Raw genomic sequence first — 14,639 nt, 5'->3', positions numbered from 1 at the left:
GTCTCCCTGGGGGCCGGCTCAAGCCAGCCAGCGCTTGCGCCGCTTGTAGCTCTTGACCTCACGGAAGCTCTTGCGGTCGCCGCCGCCCATGCCGAGGTAGAACTCCTTGACGTCCTCGTTCTCGGCCAGCGCCTTGGCCGCGCCGTCCATCACGATGCGGCCGTTCTCGAGGATGTAGCCGTAGTCGGCGTAGCGCAGCGCCATGTTGGTGTTCTGTTCGGCCAGCAGGAAGGTGACCTTCTCGCGTGCGTTGAGGTCCTTCACGATGCTGAACACCTCCTCGACGATCTGCGGCGCCAGCCCCATCGAGGGCTCGTCCAGCAGCACCATCTTCGGGTTGGCCATCAGCGCACGCCCGATCGCGCACATCTGCTGCTCGCCGCCCGAGGTGTAGGCCGCCTGCGAGTGGCGGCGGGTCTTCAGCCGCGGGAAGTAGGTGTAGACCTTCTCCAGCGTCTCGGCGATCGCGGCCTTGCTGTCGCGGCGCGTGTAGGCGCCGGTCAGCAGGTTCTCCTCGATGGTCAGGTGGCCGAAGCAGTGTCGGCCTTCCATCACCTGCACCACGCCGCGCTGCACCAGCTCGGCCGGCGACAGCGCCTCGATGCGCTCGCCGCGCAGCTCGATCGAGCCCTTGGTGACCTCGCCGCGCTCGCCGCGCAGCAGGTTGCTGACGGCGCGCAGCGTGGTCGTCTTGCCGGCACCGTTGCCGCCCAGCAGCGCGACGATGCTGCCCTCGGGCACGGTCATCGACACCCCCTTGAGCACGAGGATCACGTGGTTGTAGATCACCTCGATGCCGTTGACATTGAGCAGGACAGGCGTAGCGGTCGTCATCTGTTGCACCTTCGACTCTGGCAAGCGTCGCGTCCTGCGGCGCTTGCCGGAGGGCTCCCTCCGCGGGGAGCCCGGGCACACGGTCAGGACTGGCAGTCCTGCGGCGTGCGGCGTTGCAGCTTCTTCTCGGCCGCGTACTTGTCGGCGGCCGCCTTGACCATGGGCTTGAGGATCTGCTCGTCCGCCTGGTACCAGGTGTCGTCCATCACCCACTTGGTGCCATCCCAGGTGTGGATGCGTGCCCAGGTGGAGCCCATGTGGTCCTGGCACGAGGTGCTGATCGGGCGCAGCAGGCCGGTGAAGCCCAGCTCCTCGAGGCGCTTCTCGTCCAGCGCGAGGTTCTCCAGGCCCCAGCGCACCTGCTCGCCGGTCATGACCTTGCCCTTGCCGAAACGCTCCTGCGCGCGGCGTACCGCCTCGATCGTGAGCATCTGGATGATCACGCCGCGCGTGTACAGCACCGAGCCGACCTCGTCGCGCGGGCCGGTGCCCTGGCCCTTGTCATGCACGTGCTTGAGAATCTCCTGCATGACCTTGGCCTGCTGGCCGAAGCCGTTGAGCGCCAGCGCGTTGTAGCCCTTGGCGCCCATGCCCACGTCCTTGACGTCGGGCTCGGCACCGGACCACCACACGCCGTACATCTTTTCGCGCGGGTAGCCGGTGGCCTGTGCCTCCTTCAGGGCGGTGGAGTTCATCACGCCCCAGCCCCACAGCAGCACATAGTCGGGGCGTTGCTGGCGCACCTGCAGCCAGGCCGACTTCTGCTCCACGCCCGGTGCGGTGACCGGGATCTTCAGCAGGTCGAACCCGTGCATCTTGGAGCGCTCCTCCAGCAGCGGGATCGGCTCCTTGCCGAACGGCGAGTCGTGGTAGACCAGGGCGACCTTCTTGCCCTTGAGCTTGTTGAGCCCGCCTTCCTTCCTGCCGATGTGCTGGATGATGATGTCCGCGGCGGTCCAGTAGCTGCCCATCAGCGGGAAGTTCCACTTGAACACGCCGCCATCCTGCGAGGCCGCGAGGCCGTAGCCCAGCGTGATCAGCGGGATCTTGTCCTGCGGCACCTTGTCGGTAAGCGCGAAGGTGATGCCGGTGGCCTGCGGGTCGAACACCGTGGCGCCACGGCCCTTGAGGCGCTCATAGCACTCCACGCCCTTGTCGGTCGCGTAGCCCGTCTCGCATTCCTCGTAGGTGATCTTGACCCCGTTGATGCCGCCGTCGCGGGCGTTGATCAGCTTGATGTAGTCCTGCTTGCCGTTGGCCCAGGGGGTGCCGTTGGGGGCGTAGGGGCCGGTGCGGTACACCAGCAGCGGGAAGAATTGTTCCTTGGCCTGGGCCTGGGCGGCGTCGGGCAGTCCGGCCAGCGCCACCACCGCGGCGGCCACCAGGGTGGCCGCCGTGGCCCGGCGCGATGCGAGAGCGAGCGACTTGATCATTGCTTGTCTCCTTTTGTATGCACGTGCGGTGCGTTGTAGAACTGGCAGATCAGTGCGGGAACGGCCACAGGCGCAGCTTTTCCTTGCCGGTGGACCACAGCCGGGCCAGCCCGTGCGGCTCGGCAATCAGGAAGAAGACGATCAGCGCGCCGAAGATCATGTAGGTCAGGTGCGAGGCGGTGGCGGTCGAGATCGGCGCGCCCAGCCAGCGCGGGATGGCATCGAGCAGGATGGGCAGCAGCACGATGAAGGCCGCGCCGAAGAAGCTGCCCATGATCGAGCCCAGCCCGCCGATGATCACCATGAACAGCAGCTGGAACGAGCGGTCGATGTTGAAGGCGGCCGGCTCCCAGGCGCCCAGGTAGATGAAGGCCCACAGTGCGCCGGCCACGCCGACGATGAAGGAGCTGACGGCAAACGCGGTTAGCTTGGCGTAGACCGGGCGGATGCCGATGACGGCTGCGGCCACGTCCATGTCGCGCATCGCCATCCACTCGCGCCCGATGGCGCCGCGCACCAGGTTCTTGGCCAGCAGCGAGAACACCAGCACGAAGGCCAGGCAGAACAGGTACTTCTGCACCGGCGACTCGATCGGGATGCCGAACACGTTGAGGCCGGCCACGCTGACGGAGCCCGAGGGCGAATCGTTGGTGAACCACTTGATGCGCAGGAAGGCCCAGTCGACGAAGAACTGCGCGGCCAGCGTCGCCACCGCCAGGTACAGCCCCTTGATGCGCAGCGACGGGATGCCGAACAGCACGCCCACCAGCGTCGCGCAGCCACCGCCCAGCAGCAGCGAGGCGATCAGCGGCATGCCCTCGATGCGCACGTGGAAGTTGTAGGCCGCGTAGGCCCCCACCGCCATGAAGGCCCCGGTGCCCAGCGAGATCTGGCCGCAGTAGCCGACCAGGATGTTCAGCCCCAGCGCGGCGAGCGACAGGATCAGGAACGGGATCAGGATGGCGCGGAACATGTATTCGCTGGCCGTCAGCGGGACGACCACCAGCACGACGAACAGCAGGATGCCGATCGCGATGCGGTCCTGCAGGATCGGGAAGATCTGCTGGTCGGCGCGGTAGCTGGTCTTGAACTGGCCGTTTTCTCTGTAGAACATGGTGCGTTCCTGGTGCGCTTGTCGCTACGACACGCTTGGCTCGACGGGGCTGAACCCACGTGTCCTCATGCGCGGTCTATGATCCCTTGGCGTCGACACGCTGCGCTTGACCTTGCTTCGCCAAGCCCGTCTCTTTCATACCCGGTCAATGATCTTTTCGCCGAACAGCCCCTGCGGGCGCACCAGCAGGAACAGCAGCGCCAGCACGTAGGCGAACCAGATCTCGATGCCACCGCCCAGCAGCGGGCCGATGTAGACCTCCGACAGCTTCTCGCCCACGCCGATGATCAGGCCGCCGACGATGGCGCCCGGCACCGAGGTCAGGCCGCCCAGGATCACCACCGGCAGGGCCTTGAGCGCGACCTGCGACAGCGAGAACTGCACGCCCAGCTTGGAGCCCCAGATGATCCCGGCCACCAGCGCGACGAAGCCGGCCACCGACCACACGATCACCCAGATGCGGTTGAGCGGGATGCCGATCGACTGCGCGGCCTGGTGGTCGTCGGCCACGGCGCGCAGCGCGCGGCCGGTGGCGGTCTTCTGGAAGAACAGCGCCAGGCCCGCGACCAGCGCGGCGGCGACCAGCGCGGCGACCAGGTCCTCCTGGTTGATCAGGATGCCGCCCTCGAAGGTGGACTCGGCGATCAGCACCGGGTCCTTGGGCATGCCCACGTCGATCGAGTAGATGTCCGAGCCGAACAGCGTCTGCCCGAAGCCGTCGAGGAAGTAGGCCACGCCCAGGGTGGCCATCAGCAGCGTGATGCCTTCCTGGTTGACCAGCGGACCGAGCACCAGCCTCTCGATCAGCCAGGCGACGATGACCATCAGCACCATCGCGCCGACGAAGGCCAGCACGTTGGCCAGCACCTTGCTCTCGAAGCCGAGCCACTGCGGGAACCACTCGGCCAGGCGCGCCATCGCCAGCGCGGCGAACAGCACCATCGCGCCCTGCGCGAAGTTGAACACGCCGCTGGCCTTGAAGATCAGCACGAAGCCCAGCGCGATCAGCGAATAGAGCATGCCGGCCATCAGGCCGCCGAACAGGGTCTCGAGGAAGAATGCCATGCGGTGCTCTCTAGTGGGAGGTGCCGAGGTAGGCGCGGATCACGTCCTCGTTGTTGCGCACCTCGTCGGGCGTGCCGTCGCCGATCTTCTTGCCGTAGTCGAGCACGACGACGCGGTCGCTGATGTCCATCACGACGCCCATGTCGTGCTCGATCAGCACGATGGTGGTGCCGAACTCGTCGTTGACGTCGAGGATGAAACGGCACATGTCCTGCTTCTCCTCGAGGTTCATGCCGGCCATCGGCTCGTCGAGCAGCAGCACCTGCGGCTCCATCGCCAGCGCGCGGCCCAGGTCCACGCGCTTCTGCAGGCCGTAGGGCAGGCGGCCGACCGGCGTCTTGCGCCAGGCCTGGATCTCGAGGAAGTCGATGATGCGTTCGACGAACTCGCGGTGCTCGATCTCCTCGCGTTCGGCCGGCCCCCAGCGCAGCGCCTGCAGGAAGAGGTTGCTCTTCATCTTCAGGTTGCGCCCGGTCATGATGTTGTCCAGCACGCTCATGCCCTTGAACAGGGCCAGGTTCTGGAAGGTGCGGGCGATGCCCATCTCGGCCACCTGGCGCGAGTTCATGTGCTTGAACGTCCGGCCGCGGAAGGTGATCGAGCCCTGCTGCGGCGCGTAGACGCCGTTGATGCAGTTGAGCATGGAGCTCTTGCCGGCGCCGTTCGGCCCGATGATGGCGCGGATCTCGTGCTCGCGGACGTCGAAGCTGATGTCGGTCAGCGCCTTGACGCCGCCGAAGCTCAGCGAGATGTTGCGCACGTCGAGGATCACGTCGCCGATGCGGCGGCGTGCGGCCGGCGCGTCCTGCGCGTGGGCGGGGGTGGCGGGCGCGGAGGCCGGCTCCGCGGGCATGGTGGCCGCGCGCATGGCGGTGGCGACTGCTGCTGTCATGCGGCCCTCCTCATCGGGGGAAAGGTCTTGGCGTCGGCGATGCGCAGGTCGGCCGAGACGATGCCGGTGCGGCCGTCCTCGAACCTGACCTGTGTCTCGATGTACTGCGAGGTGCGCCCGGCGTAGAGCGCGTCGACCAGCACCTGGTACTTCTCTGCGATGTAGCCGCGGCGCACCTTGCGCGTGCGGGTGAGCTCGCCGTCATCCGCGTCGAGTTCCTTGTGCAGGATCAGGAAGCGCGAGATCTGGCAGCCGGCCAGCTTCTCGTCGGCGCAGAGGTCGGCGTTGACCTGTTCGACGCATTCGCGGATCAGCTCGTAGACCTCGGGCTTGCCCGCCAGGTCGGTGTAGCCCGCATACGGCAGGTTGCGCCGTTCGGCCCAGTTGCCCACCGCCTCGAAGTCGATGTTGATGAAGGCGCAGACCTTCTCGCGGCCGTCGCCGAAGGCCACCGCTTCCTTGATGTGCGGGAAGAACTTGAGCTTGTTCTCGATGTACTTGGGCGCGAACATCGCGCCGTCGTGGGCGCCGCCGCGCAGCCGGCCGACGTCCTTGGCGCGGTCGATGATCTTCAGGTGGCCGCTGGCGTCGATGAAGCCGGCGTCGCCGCTGCGATACCAGCCGTCGGCGGTCTTGATCTCGGCAGTGGCCTGCGGGTTCTTGTAGTACTCCTTGAGCAGCCCGGGCGAGCGGATCAGGATCTCGCCGTTGTCATCCAGCTTGATCTCCACGCCCTCGATCGGCACGCCCACGGTGTCGGCCTTGACCTCGTGGTCCGGCTGCAGGCAGACGAACACCGCGGTCTCGGTCGAGCCGTACAGCTGCTTGAGGTTGATGCCGATCGAGCGGTAGAAGGTGAACAGGTCCGGGCCGATCGCCTCGCCCGCGGTGTAGGCCACGCGGATGCGGCTCATGCCGAGGTTGTTGCGCAGCGGACCGTAGATCAGCACGTCGCCGAGCGCGTACAGCAGCTGGTCGGCGACGGACAGCGGCTGGCCGGCCATGCGCGCCGGGCCGACGCGCCGCGCGACCTTCATGAAGGTGTGGAACAGCCAGCGCTTGAAGCGGCCGGCATCCTCCATGCGGATCATCACGCTGGTCAGCAGCCCTTCGAAGATGCGCGGCGGGGCGAAGTAGTACGTCGGACCGATCTCCTTCATGTCGATCGTCACCGTCGAGGCCGACTCGGGGCAGTTGACCACGTAGCCGCAGGCCAGCCACTGCGCGAAGCTGAAGCAGTTCTGGCCGATCCAGGCCGGCGGCAGGTAGGCCAGCACCTCCTCGCGCTCGGTCAGGCGGTCGAACTTCGCGCCGGCCTGCGCGCGGTCGAGCAGGGCGCGGTGGGTGTGCACCACGCCCTTGGGATGGCCGGTCGTGCCGGAGGTGAAGAACATCGCGGCCACGTCGTCGGGATGGCCTTGCTCCACCTCGGCGTCGAAGAAGCCGGGCTCGCGCTCGTGGCGGCGCCGGCCGGATTCGATCAGCGCGTCCAGGCTGGCCAGCCCGGGCTCGGCGTAGTTGCGCAGGCCGCGCGGGTCGTCATACCAGATGCGGCCCAGCTGCGGGCACTGCGGGCGGATCTCCAGCAGCTTGTCGACCTGTTCCTGGTCCTCGGCGACGGCGAACGCCACCTCGGCGTTGTTGATCGGGAAGACGAACTCCGCGGCGACCGCGTCCTGGTACAGCGGCACGGGCACAGCGCCGAGCGCCTGCACCGCCAGCATCGTCGCGTAGAGCCGCGGGCGGTTCTCGCCGATGATGACCAGGTGCTGGCCGCGCCGCAGGCCGGCGTCGGCCAGGCCGCAGGCCAGCTCGCGCACCAGCTGCTCCAGCTGCGCCCAGGTGCAGGTCTGCCAGATCCCGTATTCCTTCTCGCGCAGCGCGGGGGCGTCAGGGCGGCGCCGTGCGTGCTCGAGCAGCAGGCGAGGAAACGTCGTTTGCACCTTGTCTCCTTCTTGCGGCACCTTCAGGGTGTGCCGTCATGCCTGTGATGCTAGGGAAGATGTTTGACGCCCGGTTGTCGTTCTGACGACAATCCTAGGGTCCGCCCCCAGGGGAAAAACCCGAGCATGGTCGCCGCTTCCTCCGTGATGCCGCTGCACCGCCGCGCGCGTGCGCCCACGCCGCGCGAACTGGCCGACGTGCCCTGGCTGCAGGTGCTGGACGCGGCCGACCGCGAGGCGGCCGCGCAGCAGATCCGCGTCGCCGACGCCGAGCCGGGCGAGCTGCTGTGCCGCATCGGTCGGGCACCGACCTACTGGTTCGGCGTGATCGACGGCCTGCTGAAGATGAGCAACGACACTTCCTCGGGCACGGCGATCACCTTCACCGGCCTGCCGCCCGGGGCGTGGTTCGGCGAAGGCACGCTGCTCAAGCGCGAACCGTACCGCTACAACGTGCAGGCCCTGCGCCGCAGCGTGGTGGCCGGCCTGCCCATCGACACCTTCCACTGGCTGCTGGACAACAGCATCCCGTTCAACCGTTTCGTGATGCGCCAGCTCAACGAGCGGCTCGGGCAGTTCATCGCCGCGCGCGAGATCGACCGCCAGACCGACCCGGATGTGCGCGTGGCCCGCAGCCTGGCGGCGCTGTTCCACCCGGTGCTCTACCCCGGCGTGGGCACGATGCTGCGCATCACGCAGCAGGAGCTGGGCATGCTGGTCGGGCTGTCGCGCCAGCGGGTCAACCAGGCGCTGCACACGCTGCAGCGCAGCGGGCTGATCCGCATCGAGTACGGTGGCGTGCGCGTGCTGGATCTGGAAGGCCTGCAGCGGAAGGTGTTTCACGGCTGAGCCCTGCCGCGGCGGCTGCGCGGCGCAGGGCCGTCGATATACTGGGCCGAGGCACCGCGCGGGGGATGCAGCACGCAGCGGCGCGGTGCAGGGCCCTGACCACAAGGCGGCCGCCGGCCGCTGCCATACCGCCCATGCGACACGTCGACTTCATGCATCTCGTGCGCCTGAGCGAGCAGGCCTGCGAGGAGGATGCCGCCGCGTACCGGCGCAGCGTGTGGTGGTTCGCGATGTTCGGCTACGCGGTGGTGATCCTGCTTGCGGCAGGGGCGGCAGGCACGCTGGTCGTCGTCGCCCGGGCCTGGGCGGCGCATGGCCTGCGTGGCTGGATGATCTGGGTAGGGCTGGTGGCGCTGGCGCTGCTGTGGGTCTGCCTGCGCGCGCTGATGACGCGTTTCGAGCGCCCCGAGGGCTACCGGCTGGAACGCGCCGATGCCCCGGAGCTGTTCAAGGGCCTGGACCGCATCCGCCGGGCGGTCAAGGGACCGCCGATCGACGTGGTGATGGTCGACGCCAGCTTCAACGCCTACATCATGCAGCGTCCGCGCTTCGGAGGTCTGGTGCACACCAACTACCTGTGCATCGGCTGGCCGCTGCTGTGTGCGCTGGAGCCGAAACGGCTGCTCGCGGTGATCGCGCACGAGTACGGCCACCTGCGCGGCGAGCACGGCAAGTTCTCGGCGTGGATCTATCGCACCCGCACCGCCTGGTGGCGCATGTACGTCACCTACGAGCGTGACGACAGCCTGGTGTCATGGCTGCTGCGGCGCTTCTTCATCTGGTACATCCCGCGCTTCAACGCGCGCACCTTCGCGCTGGCGCGCCAGGACGAGTACGAGGCCGACCGCATCGCGGCGCGGCTGTGCGGCGCCGAGGTGGTCGGCCAGGCGTGGAACGAGATCGAGATCAAGAGCCGCTGGTACGAAACGGAATACTGGCGCCAGCTCTGGCGTCGCGCGGCGCACCAGGCGCAGCCCGACCCGATGCCGCATGCGGAGATGGTCGCGCGGCTGCTGCAGCCTCCGCCCGAGCCCTTCGCACGCGAGGCCCTGCGGCAGGCGCTGCAGGAGCTGCCGAGCTACGACGACACCCACCCGGTGCCCAAGGACCGGCTCGCGGCCCTGGGGTTGAAACCCGGGGTGCCGGCCTGGTCACGCCGGTCGGCGCTGGCGCTGCTCGGGCCGGTGGTGCGCCGCGTTGCCGAGCACTTCGACCGCGAGTGGTGGCAGGAGATGCGGCGTGACTGGGCCCGGCACCGCGAGCACCTCGCGCAATGCCGCGAGCACATCCAGGCCCTGAAGCCGTGCGCGGCGGCGCTGTCGGCCGACGAGTGGGTCGAGTGGGCACGCTGCTTCGAGGCGCTGTCCGCCGACAGCCCGGCGCCGTTCTACCAGCGTGCGCTGGCGCGCGACCCGCAGCACCCCGAGGCCCTGTTGCGCCTGGCCGAACTGCAGGTGGAGGCAGGCGACGCGGCGGCGCTGCCGCTGCTCGACCGCCTGCAGGCCGTCCACCCGCACCACGGCCTGGCTGCCTGCACGATGGCGCAGGAGCTGATCGACCGCCTGCAGCATGACGGCCAGGAGATGGAGATCGCGCTGCGGCGGCGCTGGCGCGAGCGGCGAGAACGGTTCGAACAGCTCGAGCAGGAGGCCTGGGAGGCCTTCGTCGGGGCGCATCCCTGCGCAGGCCTGGGCGAGCCCGACTGGAGCGAGGCCGACCGCAAGAGCGTGGTCGACGAGCTGATCCGCACGCCGGAGGTGGCGACCGCCTGGATCGGCGGCCAGCACGTCGCGGCCATGCCGGGGCGAAGCTACCTGGTGCTGTTCATCCGCCTGACGCGGCGCGACGAGGAACTGGGCCGCGACGTCGCCCGGTACCTGATGCACCGGTTGCCGTTCGGCGGGCGGCTGCGCGTCGTGCTGGTCGACCTCGACGTGGGCGAGCCCGAGCTGCGTGCCGCGGGTGCGCAGCCGATCTACCAGCGACGCCGGCGCTGAGGCTTCACGCCAGGTTCGCGATGCCTGCGGCCACGTGCCCGGCCGGCACGTGCATCGAGGCGTTCTCGATGTGGCGCATCTGGTCGTCGAAGAAGAAGTCAGGCTCGAACTCGCGCAGGAACTCGCCCTTGGGCAGCCCGCCCAGGAACAACGCCTCGTCGACCTCGATGTTCCAGTTCATGAGGGTGCGGATCGCACGCTCGTGCGCCGGCGCGCTGCGCGCGGTGACCAGCGCGGTGCGGATGCGCATCGTCGGGCTGCCGCTGCGTTGCAGGCGGTGCAGGGCCTCCAGCAGCGGCTTGAACGGCCCGGCCGGCAGCGGCGACTCGGCACGCGAGCTTTCGTGTTCTTGGAAGGCGTCAAGCCCGCCGCGCTGGAACACCTGCTCGGCCTCGTCCGAGAACAGCACCGCGTCGCCGTCGAAGGCGATGCGCACCTCGTTCGGGTGGGCGTCGGAGGCGCGCGCCGACAGCGGGTAGACCCGCGCAGCCGGAAACCCGGCGTCCAGCGCCGCGCGCACGTCCAGTTCGTTGGCCGAGAGGAACAGGTTGGCGTTGAGCGGGCGCAGGTAGCGGTAGGGCGGCTGCCCGCGCGTGAACACGCCGCGCTGGATCGGCAGGCCGTAGTGGCGGGCCGAGCGGAACACGCGCAACCCCGAGTACGGGTCGTTGCGCGACAGGATCACCACTTCCACCCGCGGCTTGCCGTCGGCGGTCTCCCGGTTGAAGGCGAGCAGCTTGTGCACCAGCGAGAAGGCCACGCCCGGCTTGGCGGGCACGTCCAGGCGCTGCAGCTGCAGCTGCATGTAGGCGTGGTCGTCGGTCGCCTCGAAGAGCTGGTTCTCTTCCTCGAAATCGAACAGCGCCCGCGAGGAGATCGCGACGACAAGTTGGCCGGCGAGGGTGATGGACATGGTGTGCAATTGTGCACGCAGGCGCATCGTCCGTTTGGACGAATCGATCCGCGCACCTCCCGGTGGCATGCTGCCAGATCGCACCTCGGTCATGGAGGTGTCCAAGGCATGTCAAGAAGGTGTTCGAGATGAAAAGCAAATGGTCGATTCTGTATGGGGCCCTGCTGGCCTGTTCTCTGGCATTGACGGGCTGCGGCGGCGGTGGCGGTGGTGGCGACGATGACGACGCCGGCGGCATCACGGGGTCGCTGACCGAGACCAACTACGCGGAGGTGGCCGACGATGTGGTCGTCTCGGTCATCGGCCGTTCGCAACAGTTCAGTGTGGTTCCGTTTGGGGTCCAGGGCAGCCAGGGCCCGGGCGCCGGTCCGGTCGATGTGACGCGCCGCATCGTCGAGGAGGCGATCCAGGCGATGCGCTCCAAGGGCCGGGTGCAGGCATTCGCCATCTCCGAAAGCACCCGCGCATGCGACGAAAGCGGGACGTGGAAGGAGGTCACGTATGAGCAGAGCGCCGACGACGTCACCCCGGGCGACTACCTCGAGCTCCGGTATGACGACTGCTCCAACGCGGTCGGCCATCTGCTCAAAGGCCGGGTGAAGGTCACGCTCGACAGTTTCAAGGAGACGGGCGACAGCATCGAGTACGAGGCCACCACGGTCTATGAGGGCTTCTCCCTCACCATGAACACCATCGAACTGACGTTGGACGGCACGGTCAAGACGAAGACCTGGGAGACCCCTGACGAATGGGGGATGGTCGTGCGTTTCAATGTGGACGTGACGGACGACGGGAAGCGCTTCCGGTGGAAGCACGAGCTGTCGTTCCGGAGCTCTGCGGAGGACGGGGAGCTTTCGCTGGGCGGCACGGCGGTCGTCGACGGGGCTTCCTACGGGCTGCGGCAGCATGAGCCCTTCACGTCGGAGGGAGCCGGCGCCGTCGACGTGGTCGACCGCTCGGGCCGCTACGTCCGCATCACGCTCTCGGATGCCGATCGCAAGATCGTCTACGAGTTCTTCCACGCGGGCAACGACACGCCGGTCGGGACCACGACCCGGGATGCGGACGACCTGTTCGCCTCCGTGTACCTGTGATCTCCGCCCCGGCGGAACGAAGCGAGGGGGCCGCAAGGCCCCCTTTTTCTTTCCCCGCGGCAGCGACCGGGGGCTCAGTGCACGAACCCGATGCCCTGCCGGCGTGAACCGGTGTCGGGCAGGTCCTTTTCCTCGATGCGCGAGCGCCGGTCCAGCTTGGCGTTGCCGAAGGCGGTCATCCAGGCGCGGCGCATCTCGCGCGGCGCCAGCGCGCTCATGCGCTCGAGCACGGCTTCGCTCGGCTCGGGCTCGAAGCGCGAGCCCCAGTCGTGCTCGCCGCGGATCGTGCGGTACAGCCGCAGTGCGATGCGGCGCGCCGCGTCGCGGTCCGGCACCGGCACGGTGTAGACGTTCATGCGGTTGAGGATGGGCTCCGGGATCGCATGCTCGTCGTTGGCCGTGGCGACCCAGATCACCTGGCTGGCGTCGATCGGCACCTCGGCGAACTCGTCGGTGAAGGTGCCGGCCGTGTCGTGCTCCAGCAGGCTGTAGAGCGCGCCGAGCGGGTCGTAGGTCGCCTCGGCGCCGGCCTTGTCGATCTCGTCGACCACCATCACCGGGTTGGCGTACTGCCCGTCGACCAGGGTTTCGAACACCTTGCCGGGACGCGCGCCCTTCCATTGCGAGGAGGCGCCGGACAGCACCCAGCCCGCGGTCAGCGAGCTCATCGGCACGAAGCCCATGCCGGTGCCCAGCAGCTGCGACAGGCGGCGGGCGAAGTGGGTCTTGCCCACGCCCGGCGGGCCGAGCAGCAGCATCGGCGTGATCTCGAGGGCGTCGCGGCTGTCCTCGCACAGCGCGAGCTGGCGCTTGATGTCGTCGAGCACCTCGGTGAAGTTGGGCAGCTCGTCGTACAGGCTGTCCATCACCGGCAGGCCGGACGGCTTGACCTGAAACCGCTCCGGCCCGCGCTCGAGCATGCGCTCGTAGGTGGCGCGCAGGTTCTCGTGTTCCTTGTGCGGCAGCTTGTCCAGACGCTTCTCGACGTCGCTGACACGGTAGACCGCCCTCATGTGGGCGATCGGGATGTGTCCGTCGCGCACGGGGACCAGGTCAGTCGCACTCATAGTCCTGTCGAACCTCCAGGGTCACGGCCCCCTGACGAGGGGACCTTGCAACAAAGCGTACCCAGGGGTCAATGTGGGACAAACGGGAAAACCCCGACGCCATCCCGGCATGTCGCACGGCCGCCTCGCGGGCGTGACCGGCGTCACGCGCCGGCCCGGTTCAGCGCACCCAGGAGTTGAGCTGGATGATCGGCAGCAGCACGGCCAGCACGATCAGCATCACCACCACCCCCATCACGACGATCAGCAGCGGCTCGAGGATGGTGGCCATCTGCAGGGCGCGGCGCTGCACTTCCTGGCCGAGCTGGTTGGCCGCGCGCTGCAGCATCTGCGGCAGCGTGCCGGTCTGCTCGCCCAGGCGCGAGAACATCGCCAGCAGCCCCGGGAAGCGCTTCTTGCCGGCCAGCGCGGCCGCCAGCGGGGCGCCCTCGCGCACCTGCACCAGCGCATCCAGCGCGTCGGCGCGCAGGGCGCGGTTGTTCAGCGTCTCGGCCGCCGCCTGCAGCGCCTTGAGGATGGGCACGCCCGCGCCGGCCAGCATGGCCAGCGTGCCGGCAAAGCGCGCCGCGTTGTAGCCGCGCGCCAGCCGCCCGATCAGCGGCAGGCGCAGCCAGGCGGCGTCGAAGCGCTCGCGGAAGGCCTCGTTGCGCAGCATCAGCGCCAGCAGCCCGAAGCCCGCGGCGATCAGCAGCGCGGCCAACCACCCCCACTGGCGCACGAAGCCGCTGATCGCCAGCATCGCCACGGTCAGGAACGGCAGGGCCTGCTTGCTGCCGGAGAACACCGAGGCGACCTGCGGCACGACGTAGGTGACCAGGAACACCACGATCACCACCGCGACCAGCGAGACGATGGCCGGGTACAGCGCGGCCGAGACCAGCCGGCCGCGCAGGGCCTGGCGTTCCTCCAGGTCGTCGGCGAGCTTTTCCAGCACGAGGCCCAGGTTGCCGCTCTGCTCGCCGGCGGCGACGACGGCGCGGTAGATCTCGTCGAACTCGCGCGGCGCGGTGGCCAGCGCCTTGGCGAACGAGCTGCCGGCGTTGACCTCGCTGCGCAGGTGCGCGACCAGCTCGCGCTGGCGCAGGTCCTCGGCCTCGTCGGCCAGGGCAGTGAGCGCCCGCTCCAGCGGCAGGCCGGAGGTGACCAGCCCGGCCAGCTGCCGGGTCCAGATCGCCAGGCCCGTGGCGCTGAACACCTTGCGCCGCAGCGCCAGCCCGGCGGCGGACTCGGCCGCGTCGGCCACCACCGCCTGCACCTCCAGCGGCACCAGCTTCTGCTGGCGCAGCTGGGCCCGCGCGGCCTTGGCGTTGTCCGCTTCGATCAGGCCCGAGGTGGTGCGGCCGCTGGCGTCGAGGGCTTCGAACTTGTAGGCAGGCACGGGTGGCAGCAGTCGGTGGCGAGCGTGGACGGAGCGTCAGTGTAGGGGCAGGGCGGGTTC

General features: G+C 68.7%; 12 protein-coding genes. 3 read left to right on the top strand and 9 right to left on the bottom strand.

Annotation, left to right across the window (positions count from 1 at the left end; genetic code table 11):
* Nucleotides 1–18: 18 nt before the first annotated feature.
* The 6 genes from IS481_RS15595 to IS481_RS15570 form a co-directional block, all read right to left on the bottom strand.
* Nucleotides 19–834, bottom strand: a complete 816-nt coding sequence (locus tag IS481_RS15595) for an ABC transporter ATP-binding protein (RefSeq protein WP_104357016.1) — start codon at nt 832–834, stop codon at nt 19–21.
* An 83-nt stretch (nt 835–917) separates the two neighbouring features.
* Complete coding sequence (locus IS481_RS15590) at nt 918–2,267, bottom strand: ABC transporter substrate-binding protein (RefSeq protein ID WP_104357015.1); 1,350 nt, start codon at nt 2,265–2,267, stop codon at nt 918–920.
* A 49-nt stretch (nt 2,268–2,316) separates the two neighbouring features.
* Nucleotides 2,317–3,381, bottom strand: a complete 1,065-nt coding sequence (locus tag IS481_RS15585; RefSeq protein ID WP_104357014.1) for a branched-chain amino acid ABC transporter permease — start codon at nt 3,379–3,381, stop codon at nt 2,317–2,319.
* A gap of 135 nt (nt 3,382–3,516) precedes the next feature.
* Nucleotides 3,517–4,446, bottom strand: a complete 930-nt coding sequence (locus tag IS481_RS15580) for a branched-chain amino acid ABC transporter permease (RefSeq protein WP_104357013.1) — start codon at nt 4,444–4,446, stop codon at nt 3,517–3,519.
* A 10-nt stretch (nt 4,447–4,456) separates the two neighbouring features.
* Nucleotides 4,457–5,299, bottom strand: coding sequence for an ABC transporter ATP-binding protein (locus IS481_RS15575; protein WP_419186862.1), 843 nt, complete (start codon nt 5,297–5,299; stop codon nt 4,457–4,459).
* Between the two features lie 35 nt (nt 5,300–5,334).
* Entirely contained in the window at nt 5,335–7,281 is a 1,947-nt protein-coding gene (locus tag IS481_RS15570; protein ID WP_104357012.1) for an AMP-dependent synthetase/ligase, read from the bottom strand.
* 126 nt (nt 7,282–7,407) lie between these two features.
* On the opposite strand from IS481_RS15570, the gene IS481_RS15565 reads away from it, so the two are divergent.
* Nucleotides 7,408–8,130, top strand: coding sequence for a Crp/Fnr family transcriptional regulator (locus IS481_RS15565; RefSeq protein ID WP_104357011.1), 723 nt, complete (start codon nt 7,408–7,410; stop codon nt 8,128–8,130).
* Between the two features lie 134 nt (nt 8,131–8,264).
* A complete protein-coding gene (locus IS481_RS15560; protein WP_170067447.1) occupies nt 8,265–10,127 on the top strand; it encodes a M48 family metalloprotease in 1,863 nt (620 codons plus the stop codon).
* A gap of 4 nt (nt 10,128–10,131) precedes the next feature.
* Here IS481_RS15560 and IS481_RS15555 read toward each other — a convergent pair whose 3' ends face one another.
* Complete coding sequence (locus tag IS481_RS15555) at nt 10,132–11,040, bottom strand: 5'-nucleotidase (RefSeq protein WP_104357009.1); 909 nt, start codon at nt 11,038–11,040, stop codon at nt 10,132–10,134.
* Nucleotides 11,041–11,168: 128 nt separating this feature from the next.
* Here IS481_RS15555 and IS481_RS15550 point away from each other — a divergent pair, with 128 nt between their 5' ends.
* Complete coding sequence (locus IS481_RS15550) at nt 11,169–12,134, top strand: hypothetical protein (protein WP_146079526.1); 966 nt, start codon at nt 11,169–11,171, stop codon at nt 12,132–12,134.
* Nucleotides 12,135–12,208: 74 nt separating this feature from the next.
* On the opposite strand, the gene IS481_RS15545 is transcribed toward IS481_RS15550, so the two are convergent.
* Both IS481_RS15545 and gspF read right to left on the bottom strand, forming a co-directional pair.
* Nucleotides 12,209–13,201, bottom strand: a complete 993-nt coding sequence (locus IS481_RS15545) for an AAA family ATPase (protein ID WP_104357007.1) — start codon at nt 13,199–13,201, stop codon at nt 12,209–12,211.
* Between the two features lie 160 nt (nt 13,202–13,361).
* Nucleotides 13,362–14,579: a type II secretion system inner membrane protein GspF gene (gene gspF / locus IS481_RS15540; protein WP_104357006.1), complete on the bottom strand. Its 1,218-nt coding sequence runs from the start codon at nt 14,577–14,579 to the stop codon at nt 13,362–13,364.
* Nucleotides 14,580–14,639 lie beyond the last annotated feature (60 nt).

Source organism: Caldimonas thermodepolymerans (genome assembly GCF_015476235.1).
In the GTDB taxonomy this organism is placed as follows: domain Bacteria; phylum Pseudomonadota; class Gammaproteobacteria; order Burkholderiales; family Burkholderiaceae_C; genus Caldimonas; species Caldimonas thermodepolymerans.
Note: the sequence above shows the minus strand (reverse complement) of the source record. Positions and strands in the feature narration are given on the sequence as shown.

Coding starts and splice junctions, on each gene's coding strand:
- IS481_RS15595 (WP_104357016.1), bottom strand. CDS start 834: ATGACGACCGCTACGCCTGTCCTGCTCAATGTCAACGGCATCGAGGTG.
- IS481_RS15590 (WP_104357015.1), bottom strand. CDS start 2,267: ATGATCAAGTCGCTCGCTCTCGCATCGCGCCGGGCCACGGCGGCCACC.
- IS481_RS15585 (WP_104357014.1), bottom strand. CDS start 3,381: ATGTTCTACAGAGAAAACGGCCAGTTCAAGACCAGCTACCGCGCCGAC.
- IS481_RS15580 (WP_104357013.1), bottom strand. CDS start 4,446: ATGGCATTCTTCCTCGAGACCCTGTTCGGCGGCCTGATGGCCGGCATG.
- IS481_RS15575 (WP_419186862.1), bottom strand. CDS start 5,299: ATGCCCGCGGAGCCGGCCTCCGCGCCCGCCACCCCCGCCCACGCGCAG.
- IS481_RS15565 (WP_104357011.1), top strand. CDS start 7,408: ATGGTCGCCGCTTCCTCCGTGATGCCGCTGCACCGCCGCGCGCGTGCG.
- IS481_RS15560 (WP_170067447.1), top strand. CDS start 8,265: ATGCGACACGTCGACTTCATGCATCTCGTGCGCCTGAGCGAGCAGGCC.
- IS481_RS15555 (WP_104357009.1), bottom strand. CDS start 11,040: ATGTCCATCACCCTCGCCGGCCAACTTGTCGTCGCGATCTCCTCGCGG.
- IS481_RS15550 (WP_146079526.1), top strand. CDS start 11,169: ATGAAAAGCAAATGGTCGATTCTGTATGGGGCCCTGCTGGCCTGTTCT.
- IS481_RS15545 (WP_104357007.1), bottom strand. CDS start 13,201: ATGAGTGCGACTGACCTGGTCCCCGTGCGCGACGGACACATCCCGATC.